The sequence below is a fragment of the Sphingomonas abaci genome, assembly GCF_014199625.1.
GTDB classification, from domain to species: domain Bacteria; phylum Pseudomonadota; class Alphaproteobacteria; order Sphingomonadales; family Sphingomonadaceae; genus Sphingomonas; species Sphingomonas abaci.
The window spans coordinates 279395-301514 of the sequence record NZ_JACHNY010000004.1 but is presented as its reverse complement, the minus strand read 5'-3'; the positions used below and the strand labels follow the sequence as shown (position 1 = coordinate 301514).

14 protein-coding genes are annotated in these 22120 nt (G+C 69.5%); 6 read left to right on the top strand and 8 right to left on the bottom strand.

Features of this window, described 5'->3' with window-relative positions; all coding sequences use genetic code 11:
- Positions 1-135 precede the first annotated feature (135 nt).
- A complete protein-coding gene (locus tag GGQ96_RS21445) occupies positions 136-729 on the top strand; it encodes a PEPxxWA-CTERM sorting domain-containing protein (protein WP_246360450.1) in 594 nt (197 codons plus the stop codon).
- A 58-nt stretch (positions 730-787) separates the two neighbouring features.
- Here the strand turns inward: GGQ96_RS21445 and GGQ96_RS11555 are convergent, their stop codons facing one another.
- The 4 genes from GGQ96_RS11555 to GGQ96_RS11540 form a co-directional block, all read right to left on the bottom strand.
- Entirely contained in the window at positions 788-3424 is a 2637-nt protein-coding gene (locus tag GGQ96_RS11555; RefSeq protein WP_184114744.1) for a glycoside hydrolase family 3 C-terminal domain-containing protein, read from the bottom strand.
- A 51-nt stretch (positions 3425-3475) separates the two neighbouring features.
- Positions 3476-5425, bottom strand: coding sequence for a sialate O-acetylesterase (locus tag GGQ96_RS11550; protein ID WP_184114742.1), 1950 nt, complete (start codon positions 5423-5425; stop codon positions 3476-3478).
- Positions 5422-6963, bottom strand: a complete 1542-nt coding sequence (locus GGQ96_RS11545) for a tryptophan 7-halogenase (RefSeq protein ID WP_184114740.1) — start codon at positions 6961-6963, stop codon at positions 5422-5424. Before GGQ96_RS11545 ends, GGQ96_RS11550 begins: the two co-directional genes overlap by 4 nt.
- Before the next feature lie 73 nt (positions 6964-7036).
- Complete coding sequence (locus GGQ96_RS11540) at positions 7037-10093, bottom strand: TonB-dependent receptor (RefSeq protein ID WP_221239925.1); 3057 nt, start codon at positions 10091-10093, stop codon at positions 7037-7039.
- A 244-nt stretch (positions 10094-10337) separates the two neighbouring features.
- Here GGQ96_RS11540 and GGQ96_RS11535 point away from each other — a divergent pair, with 244 nt between their 5' ends.
- Genes GGQ96_RS11535 through GGQ96_RS11525 form a run of 3 tightly spaced genes read left to right on the top strand, consistent with a single transcriptional unit; the run spans position 10338 to position 13168 of the window.
- Positions 10338-11027, top strand: a complete 690-nt coding sequence (locus GGQ96_RS11535; protein ID WP_184115122.1) for a SapC family protein — start codon at positions 10338-10340, stop codon at positions 11025-11027.
- Positions 11024-12034: a cupin-like domain-containing protein gene (locus tag GGQ96_RS11530; protein ID WP_184114738.1), complete on the top strand. Its 1011-nt coding sequence runs from the start codon at positions 11024-11026 to the stop codon at positions 12032-12034. The genes GGQ96_RS11535 and GGQ96_RS11530 overlap by 4 nt, the downstream gene beginning before the upstream one ends.
- A gap of 48 nt (positions 12035-12082) precedes the next feature.
- The gene (locus GGQ96_RS11525; RefSeq protein WP_184114736.1) at positions 12083-13168 is read left to right on the top strand and encodes an alpha/beta hydrolase; all 1086 of its coding nucleotides are present in this window, start codon (positions 12083-12085) and stop codon (positions 13166-13168) included.
- A 146-nt stretch (positions 13169-13314) separates the two neighbouring features.
- On the opposite strand, the gene GGQ96_RS11520 is transcribed toward GGQ96_RS11525, so the two are convergent.
- The gene (locus tag GGQ96_RS11520; RefSeq protein WP_221239924.1) at positions 13315-15315 is read right to left on the bottom strand and encodes a glycoside hydrolase family 43 protein; all 2001 of its coding nucleotides are present in this window, start codon (positions 15313-15315) and stop codon (positions 13315-13317) included.
- Between the two features lie 163 nt (positions 15316-15478).
- On the opposite strand from GGQ96_RS11520, the gene GGQ96_RS11515 reads away from it, so the two are divergent.
- Both GGQ96_RS11515 and GGQ96_RS11510 read left to right on the top strand, forming a co-directional pair.
- Positions 15479-17407, top strand: a complete 1929-nt coding sequence (locus GGQ96_RS11515) for an NPCBM/NEW2 domain-containing protein (protein WP_184114734.1) — start codon at positions 15479-15481, stop codon at positions 17405-17407.
- Between the two features lie 84 nt (positions 17408-17491).
- On the top strand, positions 17492-19150 hold the full coding sequence (locus GGQ96_RS11510; protein ID WP_184114732.1) for a glycoside hydrolase family 43 protein: 1659 nt from the start codon (positions 17492-17494) through the stop codon (positions 19148-19150).
- Positions 19151-19415: 265 nt separating this feature from the next.
- Here the strand turns inward: GGQ96_RS11510 and ribA are convergent, their stop codons facing one another.
- The 3 genes from ribA to GGQ96_RS11495 all read right to left on the bottom strand — a co-directional run bounded on the left by ribA (position 19416) and on the right by GGQ96_RS11495 (position 22101).
- Positions 19416-20462, bottom strand: a complete 1047-nt coding sequence (gene ribA, locus GGQ96_RS11505) for a GTP cyclohydrolase II (protein WP_343059019.1) — start codon at positions 20460-20462, stop codon at positions 19416-19418.
- A complete protein-coding gene (locus GGQ96_RS11500; RefSeq protein WP_184114729.1) occupies positions 20459-21241 on the bottom strand; it encodes an exodeoxyribonuclease III in 783 nt (260 codons plus the stop codon). Before GGQ96_RS11500 ends, ribA begins: the two co-directional genes overlap by 4 nt.
- Positions 21242-21486: 245 nt before the next feature.
- Positions 21487-22101: a LolA family protein gene (locus GGQ96_RS11495; RefSeq protein WP_246360447.1), complete on the bottom strand. Its 615-nt coding sequence runs from the start codon at positions 22099-22101 to the stop codon at positions 21487-21489.
- Between the last annotated feature and the right edge of the window lie 19 nt (positions 22102-22120).

Here is a 22120-nt window from a genome sequence, read left to right as displayed (position 1 = left end):
AAGACAGAGATGAAGGTTAATAATCCCGTCACGGTTCATTAACCACAGTATTTCCGAATTGTCGGGCGATGCGTTATTCTCGATCGCAAGCGCCAGGGGGTCGCCATCGCCGGGCGATCGAAAAGGGGCAACATCATGAAGAAGATCGTACTTGCAGCGCTCAGCGCCGCTGCCGTCGTGGCGCCGATGCAGCAGGCCGCCGCCGCCACCACGGTGCAGTCGGCCACCGCCGCCAATTTCGACAGCTACAGCCAGTGGCGGTCGGACGAACTCGGTGCGATCACCCTGGCCCAGGGCACCAACCTGATCAGCAGCCTGACCAGCACCGCGACGGTCTGGGATCAGGGTTGGGGTGGACAGACCGGGGACAATGGCCTGCGTCTCGCATTGGTCGTGGGGACCTCACGCGTCTGGCAAGCGACCGCCGCCGGCGCCAGCCATGGCGCCCAGACGATCGATTTCACCGCGAGCGTCGACCAGCTCGCCAGCCTGAACGGCGCGTTGGCGGCGGTCGATTGGTCGACTGCATCGAACGTTCGCCTGGGTATGTTCGCCAACGCCTATGGCTGGGGTGGCTGGGAACTGCACAGCCGCAATGCCAGCTTCTCGGTCGCCTCGACGGCCGCCGCCGTGCCGGAGCCGGCGACCTGGGCGCTGATGGCGGTCGGTTTCGGCCTGCTTGGCGCGACGATGCGCCGCCGCAAGACGGTGGTGCGCTACGCCGCCTGATCCTGCGAAGCGGTGACGACAGGAGCGCTCGCGGCGATGGTCGCGAGCGCTCCTGCGCTTATTTCGGCAGCGGCGCGGACGCCTTCGCCTCGAACGTCGCCGACCGGACGGGGACGCCGGTGTTCGGCTGGCCCGATCCGACGCTGACCGTGTAGCGGCCGGCCATGACCTGGCGGACGCCATCGGGCGTCACGCCGCTCAGGTCGCGCGGCGACAGGTCGAAGCGGACCTCCGCCGCCTGGCCCGGCTGGAGCGACAGCCGGCGGTATCCGCGCAACGCGATGCGCGGCGCGCCCGGCGTGTTGGGGAAGCCGAGATAGAGCTGCGCCACTTCGTCGCCCGCGCGACCGCCGACATTGGTCACCTGCGTGACGACCTGCAATCCCGCCGCCGCACCGCCCGCCGCCGGGGTCAACCGCAGGGGGGCATAGGCGAAGCGCGTGTAGCTGAGGCCGTGGCCGAACGGGTAGACGGGCGTGCCGGTGAAATAGCGATAGGTGCGTCCGGCCATGCGATAATCGTCGAACGGCGGCAGGTCGGCGACGCTGCGATAGAAGGTCAGCGGCAGCCGCCCGGCCGGGTTGCTGCGTCCGGTCAGCACATCGGCGACCGCCTGCCCGCCCGCCTGGCCGGGATACCAGGCCTCCAGGATCGCCGCGCCATGCGCCTTGGCCTGGGACAGGTCGATGGCGCTGCCGTTCATCGCCACCACCACCACCGGCTTGCCGGTCGCATAGGCGGCGTCGAGCAGCGCACGCTGATCGGCGGGCAAGTCGAGCGCGGTGCGGTCGCCGCCCGCGAACCCCTCGACCGCCACCGGCATCTCCTCGCCCTCCAGATCGGCGGTGAGGCCGACGACGGCGACGACCACATCGGCCTGTTTCGCCGCCGCCGCCATGTCCTGCGCGGCGGTGGCGGCGATCCGCTTCCAGAACACGCCGGGCTGGCCGCTATTCCCCGACTCCATCTGGAGCCGCAGCGGATAGCGCCGGCCCTTGACCAGCCGCACCTCGGTCAGCTTCAGCGGCTCGGCCCAGCGGCTATAGTCGGTGGCGGCGACGGAGGCGCCGCCGGCGATGTCGATCTGCCCCTTTACGCCGGTCAAAGCGAGGCGATAGGTGCCGGTCTCCGGCGCGACCAGCGCGCCCGTCCAGACCAGCTTGTGCCGCTCGCCGACGTCCCTCAACTGGCTGGCGGCGGAGCGAAGGCCCTGCTCGGTCCGGGTCACCACCGGCCGTTCGGGATAGGTGGGGGTCCCGGTGGCCGTGGTCGCGTTGTAGTAGTCCGCACGCAGCCCCGGCCGGCCGTCGGGCGTGACGAAGGCGCTGGCGGGCACCGGGTCGCCGTCGGTGATCGAGGCGGTGAAGGGGACGTGCGTCACCCGGCCCGCCCCCATCGCCTGGACCAGCCCGTCGCGCACCGAGACCGGCGGCGCGCTCTGCGTCGAGGAGTAATTGCCGCGCAGCACGCGCGTGGCGTCCGCCAGCGGCCCGACCAGCGCGATGCGCGCGCCAGGCTTGAGCGGCAACACGCCGTCGTTCTTCAGCAGCACTAGGCTCTCGGTCGCCATCTTCAGCGCCAGCGCGCGGTGCGCCGGTGAGTCGATCGCTGTGGCGGGCACCGGATCGGCGGGGCGGATCCCGGCCAGGTCGCCGGTGCGGTAGCGCGCGGAAAACAGTCGGACCAGCGCGCGGTCCATGTCGGCTTCAGTGATCAGCCCGCGGCGCAGCGCCTCGCGATAGCGGTCGCCCAGGCCCGGCGTGCGCGACAGGGTGGCGTTGTTGCACTCATTGTCGACCCCCGCCTTCAGCGCCACCGCGACGCCGCTGGCGGGGTCGGGCGCATAATGGTGATGCTCGGAGATATCGACCACCGCGTCGCAATCCGACACGACATAGCCGCGAAAGCCCCAGGCCCCGCGTAGATGATCGGTCAGCAGCAGCGTGCTGCCACAGGCGGGCTGGCCGTCGACGCGGTTATAGGCGCACATCACCGATCCCGCCTGCCCCTCGACGATCGCGGCGCGGAAGGCGGGAAGATAGGTGTCCTCCAGATCGTGCGGCGAGACCCGGATGTCGACCGTGTGGCGGGTCGGCTCGGGCCCGCTATGCACGGCGAAATGCTTGGGCGTCGCGATCACTTGCGGGCGCGTGGCGTCCGGTCCCTGCACGCCGCGGACATAGGCGACGCCCATGGTCGCGGTCAGATAGGGGTCCTCGCCATAGGTTTCCTGCCCGCGTCCCCAGCGCGGATCGCGGAAGATGTTGATATTGGGCGACCAGGTGTTCAGCGCGCTGCTCATCGTGCCGATATGGCCGGTGGCCCGGCCCAAAGTGTGGAGCGCGCGCACCTCGGTCCCGATCGCGCCGGCCACGTCCTGGAGCAAGGGGGCGTCGAAACTGGCGGCGAGGCCGATCGGCTCGGGAAAGTTGGTGGTCGGCACCGGGCCCAGCGCGCCGTGCAGCGACTCGGTCCACCAGTTATAGGCCGGGATGCCGAGGCGCGGGATGGCCGGCGCGGTGTTGAGGAGCTGCGCGATCTTCTCCTCGACGGTCAGTTTCGCGACCAGCGTCGTGGCCGCGCGGTCGGCGGCGACCGTCGCGTCCGGCGCGGGCGCCTGCGCCATCACCGGCGCGCCAGCCAGCAGCATCGCCGCCAGCGCCAGCCCGCGCCGGGCTCCAATGTCGTTGCGCATGATCGCCGTTCCTCTCTGTTCCATCGTCATTGTCCGGCGCTGCGGCGAAGGTCAGGGCAGCGCGACCTCGAAGGGGCCAAGCGGCAGCGCGGCATCGTCGAACAAATTGACCACCGGGCTGTCCGCCCAGGCATAGCGGACCCGCGTCACCGGCTTGCCATCGCCCGCCAGCCGCACGGTCGCGCCCTCGGCCACGGCGCTGGCATAGCGGCAGGTTCCGGGCGCCGCGTCGCACAGTTCGAACCCGATCGCTTGACCCGAGGAGCGCGTGTGCAGCGCGCCGGTCGCACCGTCGATGCGCAGGCGCACGCCGCCATCCGCGGTCCGCTCCGCCGCGCCGATCGCCGGGCCCATCGGCTCGGGCGATCGATAGGCGAGCGACCGCATCACCCGCGCCAGCCGCTGCCCGACCTCGTGCTTCTCGCCCGGATGGATGTCGAGCGGGTCGCCCAGGTCGATCGCGACGGCGACGCCGGCATGGCCGTCGCGCGCGGTCATCCGCCGCTGGTCGTCGCGCACCGTCGCCCAGCCGCTCTCGCCGGGGCTGGTGGCGGGCTTGCCGTAGCCGGCGAGCTGCACCACGGCGAGCGGCAGGTCGGCGCGGCCGAACTGCGCGCGCCAGGCGGCGGTCATCGCCGCCAGCCGCGCATCGTAACCCGGCAGGCCGGTGTCCGACTCGCCCTGATACCAGGCGATGCCGGCCAGCCCGATCGGCCCCAGCGGCGCGATCATGCCGTTGTAGAGCGTGCCGGCACCGTTGATGTCGTCCCAGGGCACGCGCGGCGCATCCCCCTCCACCTTGCGCGCCACCGCATAGCGCCAGCCGGTGCCCAGCGGGATGCGGGTGCCGTCCGCCAGGGTCAGCGCCATCTGCTCGACCGGGCCGGTCATGCCGCCCAGCGCATAGACATCGTCGTCGTTGACCGTGACGATGTTGCGTCCGGCCTTCAGCGTGCCGACGGGCAGCGCATAGAGGCGCGGCTGCCCGGCCAGGCTGCTGCCGCCGACGCCGACGCCGTTGACCCAGGTGCGGTCGGCATCATCGACCGCGCCGATCGCCAGCGTCGCCGCCCCGCGCGCCTGTTCGGGCGTCAGGTCGATCTCGCGGCTGTACCAGATCATGCCGTTGTAGTCGTCGAGTTCGGGCACGCCCCACGTCTCGAAATTGGCGATCCTGGGCACCGGCTTCCAGTCGAGCGCCGCATTCGGCTGCCAGGGCTCGCGGCCGGGCGCGTCGCCGCTCTTCCGCCGCCACCAATTCTCCCACACGGTCGAGGCGCGCGCTTGCGCGGCGGCGGGATCGCGGGCGTAAAGGGCGAGCAGATCGGCCTCCGCGCCCATGCCGGCCCGGCGCAGCCCGGCGGCGTCCATCCACGCGCTGATCCGCGACCCGCCCCAGTCGGACGCGATCGCGCCCATGGGCACGTCGGGCTGGGTGCGGCGCAGCGCCTGCACCATGTAGAAACACGCGGCGGAGAACTTGCGCGCGGTCTCGGGTCCCGCGACCACCCAGGCCGGCGTCTGCGCGAAGGTGGACAGCGGGGTATTGCTCGGGATCTTCTCTATCGTCACCAGCCGCAGCTTGTCGTCGACCGGCGGCCGCGCATCGGCGATCCATTGCTGCGCGGCGTCGACCGGCATCTCCATGTTGCTCTGGCCCGAGCAGAGGAACACGTCGCCGACCAGCAGGTCGCGGATCATGCCGGCGCCGCTCGGCGCGGCGATGGTCAGGTCATAGGGGCCGCCGGCCGGCAGGGCAGGCATTTGCGCCTCGAACCGGCCGTTGCGATCCGCCTTCGCGGTGACGCTGCGCCCGGCCAGCCCGATCATCACCGTCTCGCCCGGCGCCGCAGTGCCGCGCAGCCGGATCGGCTGGTCGCGCTGCAGGACGGCATGGTCGCCGATCGCCCCGTCCAGGCGCGGGGCGCCCTGGGCGGGCGCGGCGAACAGCGCGGTCGCCGCGAGCAGGATGGCGGGCGGCACGCTCGTCTGGCGGATCATAGGGTCGGCATCCCATGCTGGTGGATCTTGCGGATCAGGTCGCGGTGGCGGGGCAGGCCGGCGAGCATCCGCTCGGTCTGGCTGCGGTTTTCGCGCAGCGCCCGGCTCGCCTGCACCGCTTCGGCATCCAGGCTGCCCGGCGACACGGCGCTGCGATGGCCCATGCCGTACAGGACATATTGGTAGCTGGCGGCCGGGAAGACCTCGTCGGCGCGATCGAACTCGTCATGCATCCAGGGGGCCTGCCACCGCCACAGCTCCATCAGGCCCTGGAGCCGGTCGGGGATCGTCTCGGGCCGCACATTGTCGCGCCAGAAGTCGGTGTCGCGCCGCTGGGTCAGCGCATAATGGAGCTTGAGGAAGTCGATGATCCGGCCCCAGCGATAGTGGGTGGTCGCGTTGAAGCGCCGGGCGATGGTGTCCATCACCTCGCGGCAGGCCGGCATCTGTTCGGCGATCAGCTTGGCGGACAGTTCGATCAGAACGATCGCCGAGGCTTCCAGCGGCTCCAGGAAGCCGGCCGCCAGCCCCACCGCGACGCAATTGCCGGTCCAGAAGGTTTCGCGATGCCCGGCGCGGATCTTGAGCGTGCGCACCGGCAGGTCGCGCGCGCCCTCGCCCAGATAGGCGCGCAGCTCGCGCTCGGCCTGGTCAACGCTGACATGGCTGCTGGAGAAGACATGGCCGACGCCGCGCCGGGTCGGCAGGCCGATGTCCCAGATCCAGCCCGCCGACTGCGCGGTGGACTTGGTGTGCGAGGCGATCGGCGCGTCCTCATGCTCATAGGGCATCTGGATGGCGAGCGCGGTGTCGCAGAACAGCGTGTCGGCGCAGCTCTTGAACGGCACGCCCATCGCCTCGCCGATCAGCCGGGCGGCGAAACCGGTGCAGTCGACGAACAGGTCGCCGGCGATCTCGCCCGCCTGTTCGGTGCGGACGGCGCGGATGTCGCCAGTCTCGGTCTTCCGCACCTCGCGCACGTCCGCCAGCACATGGCGCACGCCGAGCTGCTCGGTGCAGTGACGTTGCAGGAAGGTGGAGAATTTGCCCGCGTCGAGATGATAGGCGTAGTTGGCCGGCCCCTCATATTCGGGCGTGGCGATCGTCTTGGGCGCGAGGCCGGCGTCGCAGATGCGGCCCTGCGGCGTCACGCTGTCGCAGAAAGTCGCCGCGGCCGGATCGGCCAGCCAATGCTGCGCCAGGTTCACCTGGCCAAAGCCCTGGGGCAGCATCAACGGGTGGTAATAGGCGTCGTCCGCCGCGCCCGTGGTCCAGCCGGCGAACAGCGCCCCCTGCTTGAACGCGGCATCGCACTGGCGGAAGAAGTCGGTCTCCGACACGCCCATGCGGCGCAGCGTGCCGCGCAGCGTCGGCCAGGTCCCCTCGCCGACGCCGATGATCGGCGTGGTGGGCGATTCGACCAGCGTGACGGTGAAGCCATGGGCCATGCGGCCGCGGTGCCGCGCGGCGATGGTGCCGGCGGTCAGCCAGCCGGCGGTCCCGCCGCCGACGATGACGATGTGGTTGATCGGTTGCACGACACCGAACCCAGGAAAAAAGCGCGGGGATGTCAACCGGTAGGGGTCGACATCCCCGCGTCAGGGGAGAGGGTCAGAAGCGGTAGCGCGCGCCCAGCGTGAAGCGGCGGCCGTAATCGAACACGTCGAGCAGCTGGTTGGAATAGCGGCCGTGCGTGCTCTGCTTGTTCTTGTTGAGGTTGAGCGCCTCGCCGAACACGCTGAAGTTCTTCGTCACGTCGAAGCTGCTGGTCAGGTCGACCTGGAAGCTCTGGTTGACGAAGGTCGGCTCCGCGCCGAACGAGCCGGTATTCTGGTTCTGCCCGAACTGCGCCAGATATTCGTCGCGCCAGTTGAGCGCGGCGCGGATCTGGAAGCCGTTCTTGTCATAGAAGCCGACGAAGTTCGCCGAATTGGCGAGGCCGGTGACCGCGAAGCCCGTCTGGCTGATGTTCTTGTCGTCATAGGGGCGGTTGGTGTCGACGAAGGTGGCGTTGGCCTGGAAGCCGAAGCCGGTGTCGCCAAACACCTGCTGCCAGGCGAGCTCGACGCCGCGCACCGTCGCATCCGGCCCGTTGACCTGCTGCGACACCGCGAAGGAGGCGAGCTGTCCGGTGGTCGGGTCGACCACGCCGTTGATCGCCTGGCGGGTGACGCCGCCGACGATGAAGTTGCTGACGTTCTTCAGGAAGAAATTGACCGCCAGGTACGAGTTGCGACGATAATACCATTCCGCGCCCAGGTCGAAATTGTCGGCCAGATAGGGCTTGAGGTTGGCATTGCCGCCGCTGGCGTTGAGCGCGCCGATCCGCTGGCCGTTGCCGACGTTCAGCACCGGGTTGAGCAGGTTGAGCGTCGGCCGGGTCAGCGTCCGCGACGCATCGATGCGCAGGATCAGATTGTCGGTCAGCTCCAGCTTCGCATCCATGCTGGGCAGCAGGTAGGAATAGGAGTTGCGCGCGGTCTGCGGCTGCACCTGCGTATAGTTGGGGATGCTGAGCAGCGTTGGATCGGCCGCGCTGGTCACCAGGACCAGCGGCAGGCGACCCTGACCGGTCGAGACCAGGTTGGTCGTCTCGTTGCGGATACCGGCATTGATCGTCAGCGGCAGGCCGCCGACCTCGGTCTTGAAATTGGCGCTGGCATAGAGCGACCAGGTCCGCTCGCGCACGCGCAGGATGCTGCCCGGATCGACCGCCTCGTCGAACGTGCCGGTGAAGCCGTTGACGTTGCCATAGTTGAAGCCCGGCACCCGCGTCGCCGAGGGATTGCCCTGGCTGGTCAGGAAATTCTGGTACGCGATCGGGTCGAACACGAACACCGACGGCGGCAGGCTGCCGTTGAAGCCGGGGATGAAGTTGTCGAGGCTGATCGAGCCCTGGTACAGATTGGCGGGCAGCGGCGAAATGCCCGACGTGCCGCCCGACGGCGCGCCGTAGCCGGCATAGGCCTGCCAGAAATTGTTGGTGAAGGTGCTCTGGTTGCGGAAGTTGAACGTGTCCTGATAATATTGGCCGCCGGCCTTCAGCGTCAGGTCGTCCTGCTTCCAGGTGGCGTTGCCGCGGAACTGGACCAACTCGTCGGTATTGTGCTGCGTCTGGTTGACGGTGACGTGCGAGCCGATCAGCGACTGGTCCGCCCAACGCGATTCGTCGCCGGCGGGCCCGAAGTTGCTGATCGTCGGGAACGCCTTGTTGCTGGCGCCGTCGACCGTGAAGCGCAGGACGTTGCCGAGGCGATTGCCATAGCCGATATCGCCATTGGCGCTGCCGATCACGTCGCCGGGGTTCAGCCAGCTCTTGGCATAGGCGACGTCGCCTTCCAGCGTCAGATTCTCGGTCGCGTCATACTTGACGTTGAGGCCGGTCTGGTTGGTCTGGAGGATCTGCTTGTTGAGCGCGGCGGTGAAGTCGGTCGGCGTGTTCGCCTGGGTGAAGTCGGTGGCGGTGCCGTTGGCGTCGAGCGTCACGTTGCGCAGGTCGCCCTGGTTGAACCAGACGCCAAAGGCGTAATTGTTCTGGGTGATGTTCTGACGCGAGAAATTATTGTCGAGCGTCAGCATCAGGTCGTCGGACGGGTGATATTGCAGCGAGACGCGCGCATCGACGCGCTCGTCCTTCACCCGCTGCTGCTCGGCGCCGTATTGCTGCGGGAACCAGCCGGGCAGGTTCTGGCGGTTGGCCGGATTGGCATAGGCGGCCGATTGCGTGTTGCTGGTCGGCGTGCAGGTGCCGGTGCTGCCCGCCAGCTGACAGGGCGCGTAATTGCCGCCCGGCCAGCCCGACACATAGACGCGGTTGGTGTCGGTGTCGCGGCGGGTATAGATCACGTCGGCCAAGACGCCGAAGGTTTCGGCTTCGTTGGTGCTGCTGATCAGCAGGCCGCCGGTCGGCACGACGCGGCCGGCGCGGTCCTGCACCGAGCCGGAGGCGGTGGCGGCGGCGCGGAAGCCGGGATGGTCGAACGGATTGGGGAAGGCGATGTTGACCGTCGCGCCGATCGAGCTGGACGCCAGCGACACGTCGGGCGTCTTCAGCACGGACAGCTGACCGATGAAGTCGACGCCGACGGTGCTGAAGTCGATCTGGCGACCGCCGGTGCCGGTGGCGATGCGCCGGCCGTCATAAAGGGTGGTGTTGAAGTCGCCGCCGAAGCCGCGCACCGTGATGCCGGTCGGCTCGCCGCGCGAGCCGGAACGCTGGATCGACACGCCCGGCAGGCGCTGGAGCGAGGCGGCGACGTTCGAATCCGGGAACTTGCCGATATCCTCGGCGGAGATCACGTCGACCACGCCCGAGGATTCACGCTTCAGGTCGAGGTTGCGCTGGAGCGAGCCGCGCAGGCCGACGACGACGATGTCGGGATCGCCCGCCTCGACCGAATTGCCCTGCGACACGTCCTGCGCGGTGGCCGCGTCCTGGGGGCTGCCCGCCTGGGCGGCGCTGGTCTCGTTGGCGGTGACGGGCACCGCCGGCTGCGGCGCGGCGGCGCCGGGCGTGACAGTGTTCTGAAGGTCGGTCTGCGTCGGCGTCTGGGTCTGCGCCTGCGCCGGCATCGCCAGCGCGATCGCCAGGAGGCTGCTCGCCCCGGTCATCAGCCAAGCGGAGCGCTTGCCGCCCCGCGTCGTGGTTCCATGGAATGAAGTCGCCATCACCCTCTCCCTGCCTTGTTCATGCCCCGCCCGGTCTGTGATCGGTACGAGAGCGGTATCATCGGAGCGTTGTCGTTGACCGAAATCCTACTCGGCAGAGGCCGAAAGGCGATTTTGGTATCGCTCACATGAGTCGGCACTATAGTCCGACAAGTCGAGACGGCAAGGGCTTTGTTATCGCGTTGAAATCGCTCATGCTGCGCAGCATCCGCACAAGCGGGACCGGCGAGGGGAGAGGGTGTCGATGGAACAATGGGAGCGGCTGGAGACGGAGCGTCATGCCGAATTGACCGTGGCGCGGACGCTCGAATCGCAGCGGCATTTCGTCCAGCTGGTGCCGAGCGAATTCGCGGCGGCGGCGCTGCATTATCCCATCCTGTTCACCAAGCATCCGGAGACCGGCGCCTTTTTCGCGGGCGCGATCCTGGGGGTGAAGCCGGGCGAGAATCTGTGCACCGGCGAGGACGGGCTGCTGACCGGTTATCGGCCCGCCGATCTGGAGCGGCACGGCTTCTTCCTCGTCGAGGGCGAGATCGTCATCCGCCGCGACGATCCGGTCTTCGCCGGTGGTGGCCAGCCCCTGTTCGATGCGGGCGGCGAGGCCACGCCCACCTTCCAGCGCATCCGCCGCGCGCTCGGGCAGTTGCAGGCCGGGCTGCCCGAGACGGAGCGGCTGGTCGCCCGGCTGCTGGCGCTGACGCTGATCGAGCCGATCGACGTCACGCTCCATTTCGACGATGGCGAGCGGTTGGTGCTGGACGGGCTGTACACCATCAGCCTGGACGCGCTGCACGAACTGCCCGATGCCGAGGTGCTGGCGCTGTTCCGCGACGGCACGCTGCACCTCGCCTATACCCAGGCGCAGTCGGTCGGGCATTTGCGTACGCTGGCGGCGCGGCGCAACGCGCGGCTGGCGGCCGGTCTCGGCGGATGAGCGCGCCGCTGGCCAGCCTGGACGCGGCCGATTTCCCGGATGCGGAGAGCTTCCGCCAGCAGGTGATGGCGGCAGGGCGGCCCGTCGTGCTGCGCGGCGCGGCGGCGCACTGGCCGCTGGTGGCGGCCGGGCGGAGCGCCGCCACACTGTCCGCCTGCCTGCGATCGCACGACGCCGGGCGCGCGGCGGAGATGTTCGTCGGCCCGCCCGCGATCGCCGGCCGCTATCATTATGGCGAGGGGGCGGACGGGTTCAACTTCACGCGCGAGACGCTGCCCTATCGCGCCGCGATCGATCGCATCCTCGCCACCGCCGGCGCGGACGGGCAGCCGACGCTCTATGTCGGCTCCTTGTCGATCGATCAGTATCTGCCGGGGCTGGTCGCGGACCATGGCCTCGCCGTCGTGCCGGCGGGCGTATCGCCGCGCATCTGGCTGGGCCATGCCACCGCGGTCGCCTGCCATTACGACCTGTTCGACAATGTCGCCTGCGTCGTCGCGGGGCGGCGGCGTTTCACCCTCTATCCGCCCGCAGCGATCGGCGATCTTTATGTCGGGCCGATCGACCATACTTTGGCCGGGCAACCGATCAGCCTGGCGGATGGCAGCGCCCCCGGCGACCCGCGCTATCCCCGGTTCGAGCGCGTACGCGACCAAGCGATCACGGTGGAGCTGGCGGCGGGTGACGCGCTCTACCTGCCCAAGCTCTGGTGGCACCGGGTGGAGGCGCTCGATCCGTACAATCTGCTGGTCAATTTCTGGTGGGACGGCTTCGCCAGCGGCTCCGACCAGCCCCAGGCGGCGATGCTGCTGGCGATGATCGCGCTCAGCGAACGTCCGGCACCGGAACGCGAGAGCTGGCGCGCCTGGTTCGACCATTATGTCTTCCGCCCCGACGGCCATCCGCTGGCGCACCTGCCGGCCGAGCGGCACGGGCTGCTCGGGCCGTTGAAACCGGTCAATTACGGGCGGATCCGCGCCCTGGTCATGCGGCTGCTGCGGGGCTGACGACTTGACAGACAAATAAGTGAAATCAACCAGACAGGAGGGACGAAGATGCAAAGGGTGAACAGGCGTGGCGGGGCGCGGGCGCTATGGGCGGGGATGCTGCTGGGGCTCGGCCTGGCGACGCCCGGCGCGGCGCAGGTCGGCACCAACGCGCCGCCGGTGGTGGCCGGCGCCAAGCCGGTGACGATCGAGCGGATCAAGGTCCACGCCCCCAGCATCGAGGGCAGCCTGGAGGGCGATTCGGCGGACCGCGACGTGATCGTCATCCTGCCGCCCGGCTATGCCGCCGACCGCAGCCGCCGCTACCCGGTCGTCTACGCGCTGCACGGCTATTCGATCGGCGCGGAACAATGGATGGCGGAAATCCACGTCCCCCAGACGGTGGAAGGTGCCTTCGCACGCGGCGTGAAGCCGATGATCCTGGTGCTGCCCGATTCGAAGACGGTGCATAACGGCTCGATGTACTCGCGCTCGGTGACCACGGGCGATTTCGAGACGTTCATCGCGCGCGACCTGGTTCGCTACATCGACGGCCATTACCGCACGGTCCCGACGCGCGAGAGTCGCGGCCTGGCCGGCCATTCGATGGGGGGATACGGCACGACGCGGATCGGGATGAAATATCCCGAGGTGTTCGGCGCGCTCTACATGCTCAGCCCCTGCTGCCTGTCGCCGCGCGAGACCTTCGCCGCCGATCCCGCGGTCGAGGCGAAGCTGCGCGCGCTGCGCTCGCCCGGCGACGCGGCGACACTCGGCTGGGGCGAGCGCGCCCAGCTCGCCAGCGCCGCCGCCTGGTCGCCCAATCCCAAGGCGCCGCCGCTCTATCTCGACCTGCCGGTCAAGGACGGCCAGGTGCAGCCCGACGTGCTGGCGCGCTGGACCGCCAATGCGCCGCTGGCGATGATCGACCAATATGCCGGCAATCTGCGCCGCTATCGGGGGATCGGCCTGGATGTCGGCGACCAGGACGGGTTGAAGGACGATGCGGCCAAGCTGCACGCCGCGCTCGACCGTTATGGCATCGCGCACCGCTACGCCGTCTATCCGGGCACGCACACCAGCAACGTCGCCTTCCGCATCCAGGACCAGGTGCTGCCCTTCTTCAGCGAGACGCTGGTCTTTCCCAGGCGATAAAGGGCCGGTGCCCCTCTCTTCCACCCCGGCGGAGGCCGGGGTCCAGGCACGGAACGATGGAGATGGACAAGCGGCGTTCCCGAACTGGGTCCCGGCTTTCGCCGGGAGGGTAGGGGCGGATATACCGGTTCGCGCCCCCCGCGACCCTATTGCCAGTCCAGCCGGCTGCCATCGCGATTGTCGGCTGTCGCGCCCGGACTGTCCGCCCGCCAGCCGCCGTCGCCGGTCGGCCGAAGATAACGATGGGTGGCGAGCGACATCAGCATCGCTCCGCCGCTCAAGGACTCCATCCACTGGAAGCTCTGCGCCGGCCCGTCCGCGCGCCGGGCGAGACGCGCGCTGCCGTCCGTCGCCACGGTCAGCGCCCGGTCGCCGCGCACCAGCGCGACGCGACCCAGTCCGAGCTTGACGACGCGGAAGCTTTCGCCGGCCGCCCGCGCGCCGACCGGGCGCAGGCGGATCGTCCGGTCATAGGGGATGGCGGGGCGGCTTTCCGCCAGCGGCTCGGCAACGGTGAAGTCGAGCATATCCGCCACGCCGCCGGTCCGCCCGTCGCGGTTGTAGGCGAACAGGCCGTAGCGGACGCCCTGGAAGGTCAGGAGCTGATAGGCCATGGTCACCGGCGCGCCCAGGTCGGTGAAGTGGCGGCCGTCGGTCGACCAGCGATACTGCGCCTGCTCCGACCGGAAATCGGCCGCGACCTGCAACCAGAGATGCGGCGTGGCGATCGGCCGGCGGATCGGCGCGGCGGTCTGTTCGTCGCGCAGCAGCAGCGTCAGGCCATCGGCGTCCCGCGCCAGCCCCAGCCAGGCATAGGGCCGGTTGAGCAGCGCCAGCCCGGCGACGTCGCCCGGCTTCAGCCCCGCGCCGTCGATCTCGACCGTCGCCACCGATACCGGCCCCACCGCGCGCTGGGTTAGCGTGTTGCGCGCTTGCAGGAAGTCCGTGGCGGACAGCGCGGTCAGGCGCAGCGCGCCCGGCCGGGCGGAGAGCGACCAGTGGCCGTCATCGGGGACATGGTTCCACTGCCAGATCGGTTGCAGCACGGCGGCGTCGAAGGGGTCGCTGCGCCGATAGGGTGCGACGATCGGCTGGACCGGCAGCTTCGGCTTCACCCAGGTGCGGGGGGTACGCCCCAGATTGCCGGGCAGGCCGAACCAGGGCCAGCCGTCCCGCCACGTCACCGGCGACAGGGCGGTCAGCCGGCCGACCGAATTGCCCTCGAACATCGACCATCCCCACCATTCGCCGGCCGGCGTTTGGACGATGCCGCCCTGGTGCAGCGACAGGCCGCCGCGCGAGGCGGGGTCGGGCGGGGTCAGGCGGAAGGGCGGCGTCTTGCCGGCGACGCGATAACCCGCCGTCTCGCCGAAATCCTCGTCGCGGCTGATCGCGCGGTTGACCTCCCAGGGGCCGGTGATGCGGTCGGCGCGCGCGGCCGGCATCCGGAACGGGCCGGACCATTCGGCGCTGGTGATGTAATAGCGGCCGTCGATCTTGTAGAGATGCGATCCCTCGCCCATCCCCGCCCCCTTGGCGATGATGATCCGCTCGCTGCCCGGCACGATGTCGGTCAGGCCGGCATCCAGCTCCGCCAGATGGATGTCCTGATAGCCCCAGATCACCCAGGCCCTGCCATCATCGTCGAACAGCACCGACAGGTCGTGGAAGCTGCGCTTCATCGCGGTGCGCGTCCACGGGCCCTTGGGGGAGCGCGCGGTGAACATCTGCGTCGTCTGGCCATTCAGGTTGCTGAAGATGTAGAAGGTGCCGTCGCGGTAGCGGAAGCTGGGCGCCCAGATGCCCTTGCCATAGACGTTCCGACCGCCCTCCAGCCGGTAGGCGGGGCCGAGGTCGAGCCGGTCCATCGCGTAGCTCTGGAAGGTCCAGTTCACCAGGTCGCGCGAATGCAGCACCGGCAGGCCTGGCATGGCGTGCATCGTCGTGCCAGTCAGATAGAAGTCATCACCGACCCGGATCAGGTCGGGGTCCGAGAATTCGTCGAAGAACAGCGGGTTGGTGAATGTGCCGTCGCCATTGTCGGCGGTCCAGCCGGTCGGGGCGGGACCGGTCTGCGCGGCCGAGCCCGTCGCGAGAAGGGCCAGCGTCAGAGTGGCCCCCAGGGCCAGCATGGCAGGTCGCCGCATCGTCCAATCCCCTCCGTTTTCAACCGTCTGGCATGTTCCCAGCGATCGTCCGGGCCTTCGCCACCCGAATCGCCATCGTTGACAGACTTCGGTCTGACAAATACGCGGTAGCGATACCAAGAGCCAGGTCATGGCCGCACCGATCACCGACAGGGAGAGAGACATGCCCCGTTCCGGACGCCGTGGCGCACGCCTGCTGCCGCTGATCGCCGCGCTGCTCGCACAGGCGGCAGTGCCCGGCGCGGCGGGGGCCGATCCGCTCGACCCCACCGGTCGCTGGACCGCCAATGCGGGGGGCCAGGCGCCGGTGCCGCCGATGGGCTGGAACAGCTGGAACGCGTTCAACAGCGATATCGACGAGGCCAAGATCCTCGGATCGGCGCAGACCCTGGTGTCGAGCGGGCTCGCCAAGGCGGGCTACGGCCGCGTCAATATCGACGACGGCTGGTGGCTGAAGCGGCGCACGCGCGACGGGCGGCTGGTGATCCGCACCGCGCAATTCCCCTCCGCCCGGGTGAAGGGCGGGCAGGCCGACGACACCAGCTTCCGTCCGCTGACCGACCGGCTCCACGCCATGGGGCTGAAGGCGGGCATCTATTCCGACATGGGCCGCAACAGTTGCGGACAGATCTACACCGCCGATTTCAAGAACCAGCCCGAGGGCAGCGTCGCCGAGCGCGAGATCGGCCTGTACGGCCATGTCGACCAGGACATCCGCCTGTTCTTCACCGAATGGGGCTTCGACCTGATCAAGGTTGATGGCTGCGGCATCCGGGGCCTGCCGGCCGACAATCCGCGCGTCCGCTCCGGCCTGTACCGCGCCTTCACGCCGCTGGTCGACATGCAGTCGATCGGGCGGACCGACGTGGCGGCGGTGCGCGCGCTCTACACCTCGGTCGCCGATGCGCTGGAGCGGGAGCGGCCGGGCGGCGATTACCTGCTGTCGCTGTGCCTGTGGGGATCGGCCGATGTGCGCGCCTGGGGCAAGGACCTCGGCAACATTTCGCGCACCAGCGACGACATCACGCCGCACTGGGGGCGGATGCTGACCAATTTCGACACGGCATCGCGGCGCGAACTCTATGCGCATCCCGGTTCGTGGAACGACGCCGACATGCTGTTCGTCGGCCAGGGCGACTTCGACGAAGCGCATCCGACCGAGGCCAAGGCGCATTTCGCGCTCTGGGCGATGATCAATTCGCCGCTGGTGATCGGCTACGACCTGCGCAAGCTGACGCCGGGGTTGCAGGCGATCTTCGGCAACGCCGACATCATCGCGCTCAACCAGGACCCGGCGGGCAACCAGGCGGTGATCGCCTATGACAGCGACGACGTGCAGTTCCTGGTCAAGACGCTGGCGGACGGCAGCAAGGGCGTGGCGCTGTTCAACCGCAGCGCGGTGCCCGCCAAGGTGACGCTGAACGCCAGCCAGTTGAAGTTCCGCGACGATGCCGCGATCACGCTGACCGATCTGTGGACCAAGGCGCAGATCGGCTTCACCGCCAAGCGGGATTTCGACCTGGCCCCGCATCAGGTGCTGATCTTCCGGGCCAGCGGTTCGCGTCGCTTGGGCGAAGGGCTGTACCTGTCGGAGCAGCCTGGACGGGTCAATCCGGCGGTGGACGGCGTCGTCGCGCGTCGCGCCGATCCGACCATCCATCATTCGGTCACCGCCTGGTCGGGCACCAAGGGGCCGGGCGAGCATGTCCAGTATAGCGGCTGGGGCGGATCGCGTGCCGACCGCGCGGTCTATGGCCAGGTGCTGCGCGTCGGCGGGACCGATTATGATACCGGCCTGGGCGTGCTGGCGGGATCGCGGCTGGAGGTGCGCAACGCCGGCTTCCGCCGCTTCGCCGCCGAGGTGGGCATGGACGATGCCGCCGCGCAGGCGCGGGGGACGCTGCGGTTCGCGATCTATGGCGACGGCCGGCTGCTCGCCAGCACCGACGGTGTCGCCTTCGGCGCGGCGGCGCGGCCGCTGACGGCGGACGTGTCGGGCGTCCGGATCATCGAGCTGGTCACGCGCGCCGCCGGCGGCTCGGCGGATGACCCCGCGCCCGCCGTCTGGGCCAATGCCCGGCTGCTGCGCTGACGAACATAGGCTGACCATCCCGCGCTTCTTCCCGTCAGGCCTCCGCCGGCGTGGAAGACGGGGAGGATCTGGGAGGAGACGGGCATGAAGATCGGATCGGGCGCGGTGCCGGCCGCGATGGCGCTGATGACGGCGGGGGCGGCCATGGCCGGCGAGCCGGCGCATTTCACCCGCTTCGCCTATGACGGGCAGGCGCTGGAGCGGGTGCAGGCTGGGCCGGGCGACTATCGCAACCCGGTCCTGTCGGGCTATTATCCCGATCCGTCGGTGACGCGGGTCGGCGAGGATTACTACCTGGTCAATTCCTCGTTCGCGCATTTCCCCGGCATCCCGGTCTGGCATTCGAAGGACCTGGTCCACTGGACCCAGATCGGCAATGCGATCGACCGGCCGGGCCAGCTCGACTTCAGCGGTCGCGGCGCGTCGGAGGCGGTGTTCGCGCCGGCCATCTCGTGGCACGACGGCACCTTCTACATCGTCAACACCTGCGTCCGGTGCAAAGGCAACTTCATCATCACCGCGCGCAACCCGGCGGGCCCCTGGTCCGACCCGATCTGGCTGCCGTTCGAGGGGATCGACCCGTCGATCTACTGGGAGGGCGACCGCGCCTATATCGTCAACAACCGCGCCCCCGCCGAGCCGCCCCGCTACGAGGGGCACCGCGCGATCTGGATCCAGGAATATGACTGGCGCAAAGGGCAGATGGTCGGCGAGAGCACCCAGCTCGTCAATGGCGGCGTCGACCTCAGCGCCAAGCCGGTCTGGATCGAGGGGCCGCATATCTTCAGGAAGGACGGCTATTACTATCTGACGGCGGCGGAGGGCGGCACCAGCGTCAACCACTCCCAGGTCGTGTTCCGGTCGAAGGACCTGCGCGGCCCCTATCAGCCCTTCGCGGGCAACCCGATCCTGACCCAGCGCGACCTGCCGGAGAGCCGGCCCGACCCGATCACCTCCGCCGGCCATGCCCAGTTGGTCCAGACGCCCAAGGGCGACTGGTGGGCGACCTTCCTGGCGGTGCGACCCTATGAGGGCGATTACTACAATATCGGTCGCGAGACCTTCCTGCTGCCGGTCACCTGGCGGGATGGCTGGCCGATCATCCTGCCGCACCGGACCGCCATCCCCTATGCCGCGTCCCGACCGGACCTGCCCCAGGGGCGGGCAGCGGTGCCGACCAGCGGCGACTTCGCCTATGTCGACGAATTCGCCGGCGACCGGCTCGACATGCGCTGGATCGGGCTGCGCATCCCGGCGCGGCCCTTCGCCCGCGTCGCCGGAGGCGAACTGATCCTGTCGGGCGGCGCGCCGCTCGGCGACCAGTCGGGCGTGCCGGCGTTCGTCGGCCGGCGGCAGCAGCATGGCCGCGCGACCATGTCGACCACCGTGCGCTTCACGCCGACCCGGGACGGCGAACGCGCCGGGCTGGCGGCGCTGCAAAGCGACCGCAACTATGCGTTCTTCGGCATTACCCGAGTCGGCGGGCGGCCGATGCTGGCGCTGGTCACCCGCGACAAGACCGCCAATGGCGGCGAGGAACGTCAGGTCGCCACCGCGCCGCTGACCGGCGCCGGCCCGGTGACGCTGACCATCCGCGCCGATGGCGCCACCCTGGCCTTCGACTATGCGGTGGCGGGCCGGACGGCGACGCTGGCCCGGGACGTCGATGCGCGCTTTCTCAGCACCAAGGCGGCGGGCGGCTTCGTCGGCACGGTGGTCGGCCCGTACGTCTGGACGCGCTGAGCGGTGAGCCGGCCCTTGCGGAGGCAGGGGCCGGGGCGGCACGCGACGGCGTGGGTGGCTGTGGACTCCTGCGGCTCTAGGGCCGGCGGCAGGGGTTTACGCGGAGGCGCGGAGACGCGGAGGGAGATTCGCCCGGCGCAGCCGTTCCTTCCCCTCTGGACGATGGATTCGACCGCGATTCGGTCGAACCGTTCTTCCATGCGACGCTCCGCGCCTCCGCGCCTCCGCGCCTCCGCGTGAACGCCTTTTCGCGTCGTCGCGCGACCTACAACTGGTGCCCCGTCCGATCCCGCTTGGTCGCCAGGTAGCGCGCATTGTGCGGATTGGGCGGCAGCTGGTGCGGCACCCGTTCGGCGACGGTGATGCCCGCCGCCTCCAGCCCGGCGACCTTGGCGGGATTGTTGGTCAGGAGCCGCACCACGTGCTGCCCGAGCAGGTCGAGCATCCGCGCCGCCACGCCGAAATCGCGCGCATCGACCGCGAAGCCCAGCCGCGTGTTCGCGTCGACGGTATCAAATCCCTGATCCTGCAACTGATAGGCGCGCAGCTTGTTGACGAGGCCGATGCCGCGCCCCTCCTGCCGCAGATAGAGCAGGATGCCCCAGCCATGGGCCTGGATCGCGCGGATCGCGGCATGAAGCTGCGGCCCGCAATCGCATTTCAGGCTGCCGAGCACGTCGCCGGTCAGGCATTCGCTGTGCAGGCGGATCAGCGGCGCGCGGCCATCGGGCTGGCCGATCAGCAGCGCGACATGCTCGTCCCCCGAATCGGGCGAGCGGAAGGCGACGATCTCCGCATCCTCCGCCCCCGCCACCGGCAGGCGCGCGCGGGTGGCGATGCGCAGCGGCGCGGCGCTCTGGTGCGCCACGATATCGGCGGCGGTGATCGCCAGCTCCACGCCCGCGTCCGGCGTACCGACGAAGAAGGCGGGCAGCAGTCCCGCGATTCGCGCCAGCCGCAGCGCGGCGCCGGCGGCCTGGGGCTGGTCCAGCGGGATGGCGCGGAACGGTCCCTTCAGCGGCGTCGCCAGGTCGAACTGCGGATCGGCGAGCGCCACCGCCGCCGCGCGGTCCAGCCAGGGCGCGGCCTCGACCAGCACCGGCGCATCGGGATCGGCCGCCGCCAGCTGGTTGGCCAGCTTCAGCGTCGCGGCGCGGCCGGCCGAGATCAGCACCGGCAGGGCGGGTCCGAACGCCCCGACGCTGTCCGCATCCCCCGTCTCGACCGACAGGAGGGGGAGGCCGTCGATCGCGATCGGCCAGCCGCGCCGCAGCGAGTCGATCGCGCGCGCGGCCGCGCGGGGGTCGCTCACCAGGCGAACTCGGTCATGATCGGGATATGGTCGGACGGTTTCAGCCAGCTGCGGCAATCCTCGAACACCCGGTGCGACACGGCCTGCGCGGCGACGTCGGCGGTCGCCCATTGATGGTCGAGCCGGCGGCCGCGATCCGACGCCGCCCAGTCCTTGGCGCGGTAGCTCCACCAGGTGTGCAGCCGGCCCGGCGCGGGATGGAAATGCCGGCCCAGATCGACCCAGCGGCCGGCCGCCTGGAGCCGGTCGAGCGCCGCCACCTCGACCGGCGTGTGGCTGACCACGCCCAGCAGTTGCTTGTGGCTCCACACATCGCATTCCAGCGGCGCGATGTTGAAGTCGCCAACCAGGATCGTCGGCCCGGCCAGCCCCTTCGACCAGCGGGTCATCCGCTCCAGGAAGTCGAGCTTCTGCCCGAATTTCGGGTTCGCCTCGCGATCGGGCACGTCGCCGCCCGCCGGGACGTACACATTCTCCAGCCGCACGCCGTTCGGCAGCGCGACGCCGATATGCCGCGCCTCCTGGTTCGCCTGCCAGTCGAGCCGGTCGTCCTCGACGATCGGCACCTTGGACAGGATGGCGACGCCGTGGTGCATCCGCTGGCCATGGAGCAGGCGATGATCGTAGCCGAGCGCCGCGAACGCCGCGTGCGGGAAGTCCTGGTCGACGACCTTGGTCTCCTGCAGGCACAATATGTCGGGGGCCGCCTCCCGCAGGAAGCGTTCGACGATGTCGATGCGGAACCGCACCGAATTGATGTTCCAGGAGGCGATCTTCACGCGGGCGTACCTAGCGCCGTCGGACGCCCCAAACAAGAAAGGCCCTCGTTCCGGGGGCATGGAACGAGGGCCGACTCAGCGTTGGTCACGCAGGCGGGATGCAGGTGATCGTCCGAGCAACAGGGGGAAATCCCGGAGCGCCCCGCATCCGCAAGACCGTCTTTAAGGCAGCCAACCTGTCGCCCGGATGAATGAATGATCCGTTATGACGCTATTCGTCGCAAAAGGAGGATTGTTCCGACAAATCAACGGGTCGGGCGACGAGGATCATTCCAGCGGAACGCGTTGGCGGCGACCGGCGCGCCGTACCGCTGGTTCGACAGGCGGACGGTGGTGCGGTTGTTCTGGCTGTCGAGCGCGACCCAGCCCTGCAGCGTCAGCCCCGCCGGCGCGGCCGCGTCGCGCGCGAAGACCAGGGTGATCCGGCCATATTCGGGATGCTTGGGATCGCGCGCCTCGACCGACAGCAGCCGGTCGTCGCCCGGCGTCACGCGCGCGAATTGCGACAGGTCGCGGCTGGGGTCGAGCAGCACGCCGAGCGGCGAGTTGCGGATCGGCCAGCGTTGCACCTGGCGCACCGAATAATCGATGAAGGTCAGCGCGCCGCCCTCCGCCACGATCAAAAGCGGCACGCCCTTCTCATATTGGAAACGGATATTGCCCGGCTGCTTCCAGGTCAGCGTGCCGGTCAGCACCTTGCCGGCGCGGTCGGTCTGGGTGAAGTCGGCGGTCATCGTCGTGACGCCGCGCAGGTAGCGCTGCACCGAGGCCAGGTCGTTTCCTTGCGCGAGCGCCGGGGCCGGCGCGACCGCGACCATCATGGCGGCGGCAACGGGGGCGAGCAGGGCGGAACGGATCATCGTCATCTCCTTGGGGGAG